Source organism: Runella sp. R5_40 (genome assembly GCF_057652295.1).
The window spans coordinates 1-6,167 of the sequence record NZ_JBYFCH010000009.1 but is presented as its reverse complement, the minus strand read 5'-3'; the positions used below and the strand labels follow the sequence as shown (position 1 = coordinate 6,167).

Annotated in this window: 1 protein-coding gene; it reads left to right on the top strand. The window is 46.2% G+C overall.

All coding sequences use genetic code 11. From position 1 onward, the window contains the following. Nucleotides 1-240: 240 nt before the first annotated feature. A partial coding sequence (locus tag AC23N5_RS16915) for an Ig-like domain-containing protein (RefSeq protein WP_487756486.1) occupies nt 241-6,167 on the top strand: 5,927 nt, incomplete at its 3' end.

Here is a 6,167-nt window from a genome sequence, read left to right as displayed (position 1 = left end):
TGAGGTAGCCAATTGGTAGATAAAAATAATTGTGAGTTCTTATTGGTACGTTGATAAGGCGGTGCATTTAGAATTTTTAGTATATAAATGGTATGTTAACAACAGGGTTAATGATATGCAAAACAAAGAGTTAATACAGAATAAATTATTGAAAAAATACTATTTTTTTGAAAAAAAATAATGATGGAATTTTGTGGCTAAATTCTATACTTTTCATCACTACTTCAAACCTATCCTATCATGAGTAAATTACTACACCTAAGACAGCATTGGCGAATGGTAATGTTGTCGGTAGTCGTACTGATTGGCATTTCGCAAAGACTTATTGCTCAAAATATCTTCTCGGGCGAGCCAGTGCAAGTAGTAGGTAAATTTAATGGATATTCAACCATTCCGTACAATTCAGACTATCGAACGATGTCATTTCGTCTGGTTTCGACCTCAGTGGGTACCCCAATAGATGGCCGAGGACAGTGGGTGACGACCATCAATGCCCAAGCGTCAGGAGGAAATATTCTGCCCGTAAATATGACGGGTGGATCTAGTGAAGGCTTTCTTTTTATATCGGGATCATCAAGTAATCGTTTTCAAAATAAATGGGGCTTTTCGGGCGTTGGACAAGGCGCTTTAAATGTAATTAATAACTTTTCAGCCTATAATTCGGGACAAGATATGGGGCTGAATATGAGTGCCACGGGGTATTATACATTCGTTTTTAATGATGTAGGTTATACCAATACCAACGCCAAATTTTACGTTGGACTTACGTCGGCAGCCCCTGTTTCCATTAATTCGGTGTCGGCAACTCCCGCCAATGACGGAACAGGCACAGTTCTCATCTCAACTTCTGGCCCAGTGTCGCCCGAAGAAAAAGTTTTTGTCCGTTACGTACTAGCGGGTTCCAATGATTTTTCGGGGAGTACCAGCACTTCCATTGTAGAAGCAACAGGTACTGGAACGAGTTATTCTGCTATTATTCCCGCTCAGCCCAACAATACTGTGGTAAAGTACTATGTTTTTACCTCCACTCGTACGCTGAGTCAGTTGTCGTCTGATTCAGAGATGAATAAAACCCTATCAACACTACGATACAACGATAATTCGGGAGCAAACTATACTTTTACAACGTGTGTTTCACCTGCTCCAACGGCAGTAACTCCTCAATCGTTTTGCTCTTCCATCAACCCAACCGTGGCAAGCCTTGCTGCAACGGGTTCGTCGATAAAATGGTACGATGCTGCTTCCAATGGTAATCAATTGGCTACGACTACTGCTTTGTCTTCGACCAATTATTATGTTTCACAAACAATCAATGGATGCGAAAGTAGTCGTAGCCAAGTTATGGTAACTATTACGAGTAGTGTGACTCCCGCTGTGTTGATAAATGCTTCATCTACAGCGATTTGTTCGGGTGGAGTGGTGACTTTTACCCCAGTCCCAACCAATGGAGGAACGACCCCTACTTATCAGTGGAAGAAAAACGAGGCAGATGTAGCTATTGGAAGCTCGTTTGCTCCCAATAACTTGGTGAATGGGGATAAAATAAAAGTGGTAATGACCAGTAATGATGCTTGTGCAAGTCCAACCACTGCTACCAGCAATGAAATTACAATTTCTGTAGAAGCAACGCCTGCTACCCCAACTGCGACAGTTACGCAGCCGACCTGTACCACAACTACGGGGAGTATAACCATCACTGCCCCTGCCAGCGGAGTTCAGTATAGTTTTGACAATGGTGCAACCTACGGAGCGACCAATGTTCTAACGGGAGTATCACCCAATACTTATTACTTAAAAGTGAAAAGTTCGGGGGCAGGTTGTGAATCGGCATCGGCGTCGGTGGTGATTAATTCTCAACCAAGTTCTCCCAGTGTTTCGAATGTATCGACGACATTGCCAGTCAATTGTAGTGGAGGGTCAATCACCGTTACTGCTTCAGGTGCTTCTGAATACTCCATCAATGGGGGTACAAGCTATCAAGCAAGTAATACTTTTTCGGGTTTAGGTTGTGGGGCCTATGCTATCAAAGTGCGCAATGCAAGTGGTTGTGAAGCTAGCTACACAAACAACCCAGTGGCTTTCTCTGCCCCCGCAACTGCCACGTTTTTAATGCAGGGTTTTAATTACGATTTTCCCAAGGCGGGAGCAGGCTTTACATGGGCTGACACTCTCCGTCTAAAAGCAGCTTGCCTTAAAAAAGCGGGATTTACGCACCTTTGGTTTCCTGGACACTACGGCAAAGGTGCCTATAGTTCTGGCTATGACCCCCGCGACTTGTACATGGGTGAAACTACGGGGATGGGAACGCCCGCTCAAATTCGGGCTATGATTACGGAGCTAAACAACCAGGGAATCGACCCGATGGGCGATTTTATTTATAACCACCGTGATGGTGGTTCGGCCGAAAAAAACCCTGCGGTAGAGGAATACATTCAATACAAAGCAGGGGGAGCTAAAAAACCTTACCCTTCGGATCGTTATCATGTCGTGATTCCTTTGGGAGGTAGTTCGGGGAACGGTGCAGGAGACTATTATATCAATATCAACTCCCGTTCGGGAACTTATAGTGGCTCTAAGTACATGTTTTATGCGACAACGGCGACCAAAGGAGGAAGCCGATGGAGCCCTTTGCTTTCTCCCGATGGAAGTGCAACTGAGCAAGGGGGGGCTTTCACCGTTGATTTAGGTCGTAATTACGAAACAACGATTGATAATAACGGTGATTCAGATGAATTTAAGGTGACAATTACCAATGCAGATTTTAATGCCGCAGGGGATCAGTTGATTATTTATATGGTAAATACCAATGGGTATGCCGATCAACGTATTTGGAAGGTTTGGAATGGTACGGCAGACTTAGTGGGAAAAAGTGGTGGTACGGGAGCAGCCAATGTCGCCAATGTCTATAACGATGTGGTGGAATACCATACCTATACCGACTTTTCAAACATGCCAAGCGGGCTGGGAAATATGAACTGGGATTATTTTCGTCCCAATTATAATCCTGTAATGACAGGAACAACAGGAAATTGGAACGTTGATTGTCTATGCCCTGATTGGAGCCAAAATAGCATGGATTATTTTTATGATTATGATCATTTACAAACCAAAACGGCAAATGCTCTCATTGATTGGACCAAATGGAATTTTACAAATTTGGGAATAAAATCCATTCGTATGGACGCCGTTAAGCACTTAGATGCGTCGTTTTTTGGCAATATGCTCAACCAACTTAATGCCTCTGGACAGGTCCCAAGTATGGTAATTGGGGAGTATTATGATGCAAGTCCGTCGGTGTTACAAGGGTGGATTCGGGATGTGTATAATACGGGCTTTAACTCTAGTTTACCAGCTTCAACCCAGCCACGGGTATTTGATTTTACGTTGCGAGAAACGCTACGAAATTTTACCAACAATCGCTTAAGTGCAGGAGACGTTCGACAAATATTTACGGCTGGACTAGTAGGAGGAAATTATTTGAGTGCCAACAATGTCGTTACTTTTTTGAACAACCACGATTTTCGTAATAATTACGGTGCCAGCGACGGTGGAGCTTTAATTTGGTACGATCCCATGTTGGCCTACGCGTATTTACTGACCAATAATCAAATCGGAATTCCTACGGTGTATTACGATGATTACTACGGGTACCCAGCGGCCTCATCAGCCCATTATCATAGCTATATGCCTACGACATTAACTCCCATGAAGTGTGAAATAGATGCGTTGATGGAGGTACATAAAAAGTATATTTTCGGTTCACCAAGCCTAACGCGCTTGAATGCAAGTGGAAGCGGTTACGCAAGTAATTATTCATCAGCTTCGGCCGATAAAGCTTTGATATATCAATTACAAGGCCCAAGTAGTACTAATAAGGATATTATTGTGGCAATTAATTTTAGTGACTCCTATCTTAAAGTGGATCATGCTATCAATACGAGGGGAGGAAGCATTGCAACAGGGACACGTTTTACTGATATGCTCAGGCGCTCGGCATTCCCTTATGCTCAAGTCAATGCCAGTGGACAAATCTACATTGAACTTCCACCTAGAAGTTATTCAGTTTGGGTGCAAGGGTCCGATGTTCCTATTACGCCAAAACCTACGGCAACAGCAAGTACGGGCGTTTGTGTAGGAGGGACGCTAAATTTGGCAGGAGGAGTTGAAAGCAATAGCACATTGACGGATGTTTCGTATAGTTGGACAGGCCCTGATGGATTTACATCAACGGCACAAAACCCACAACTGTCGAGTGTAACCGCTTTGAAGGCAGGGGTTTATACGTTGACGGTGAGGTACAATTGTGCTTTTTGTCAAAGTACTTCAACGACAGTCAATGTATCAATTAATCCACAACCAACAGTCAGCACACCATCAACAAGTGTGTGTGTTGGAAGTACCATCACGTTGAGTCCAACAAGCGGCGGTACATGGACAAGCAGCGACGATAGCAAAGCGACGGTGACGAATGCGGGTGTAGTAACGGGTGTAGCTGCGGGTAGTGTGACGTTTACATTTACCGAAACCGCCACAGGTTGCAGTGCGACGACGAACAGTGTAACGGTCAATGCCAAACCAACAGTCAGCACACCATCAACAAGTGTGTGCATTGGAAGTACCATCACGTTGAGTCCAACGAGCGGCGGTACATGGATAAGCAGCGACGATAGCAAAGCGACGGTAACGAATGCGGGTGTAGTAACGGGTGTGTCCGCGGGTAGTGTGACGTTTACGTTCACGGAAACGGTGACGGGTTGCAGTGCGACGACGAACAGTGTAACGGTCAATGCCAAACCAACAGTCAGCACACCAACAACAAGTGTGTGCATTGGAAGTACCATCACGTTGAGTCCAACGAGCGGTGGTACATGGACAAGCAGCGACGATAGCAAAGCGACGGTAACGAATGCGGGTATAGTAACGGGAGTCTCGGCGGGTAGTGTGACGTTTACGTTCACGGAAACAGCGACAGGGTGCAGTTCGACAACGAGCAGTGTGACGGTGAAGCCCTTGCCAACAGTCAGTGCGTCATCGACAAGTGTGTGCGTCGGTAGCACCATTACTTTAAGTCCAACGAGCGGCGGTACATGGACAAGCAGCGATGATAGCAAAGCGACGGTAACGAATGTGGGTGTAGTAACGGGAGTGTCCGCGGGTAGTGTGACGTTTACGTTCACGGAAACGGTGACAGGTTGCAGTGCGACGACGAACAGTGTAACGGTCAATGCCAAACCAACAGTCAGCACACCATCAACAAGTGTGTGCATTGGAAGTACCATTACTTTAAACCCAATGAGCGGCGGGACATGGGCAAGCAGCGACGATAGCAAAGCGACGGTAACGAATGCGGGTATAGTAACGGGAGTCTCTGTGGGTAGTGTGACGTTTACGTTTACCGAAACCGCCACGGGTTGCAGTTCGACGACGAATAGTGTAACGGTCAATGCCAAACCAACAGTCAGCACAGCATCAACAACTGTGTGCGTCGGTAGCACCATTACTTTAAGCCCAACGAGCGGTGGTACATGGACAAGCAGCGACGATAGCAAAGCGACGGTAACGAATGCGGGTGTAGTAACGGGAGTCTCGGCGGGTAGTGTGACGTTTACGTTCACGGAAACAGCGACAGGGTGCAGTTCGACAACGAGCAGTGTGACGGTGAAGCCCTTGCCAACAGTCAGTGCGTCATCGACAAGTGTGTGCGTCGGTAGCACCATTACTTTAAGCCCAACAAGCGGTGGGACATGGACAAGCAGCGACGATAGCAAAGCAACGGTAACGAATGCGGGTGTAGTAACGGGTGTGTCCGCTGGTAGTGTGACATTTACGTTCACGGAAACAGCGACAGGTTGCAGTGCGACGACGAACAGTGTAACGGTCAATGCCAAACCAACAGTCAGCACACCATCAACAAGTGTGTGCATTGGAAGTACCATCACGTTGAGTCCAACGAGCGACGGGACATGGGCAAGCAGCGACAATGCCAAAGCGACGGTAACGAATGCGGGTGTAGCCACGGGAGTCTCGGCGGGTAGTGTGACGTTTACATTTACCGAAACCGCCACGGGTTGCAGTTCGACGACGAATAGTGTAACGGTCAATGCCAAACCAACAGTCAGCACACCATCAACAAGTGTGTGCATTGGAAGTACCATCACGTTGAGTCC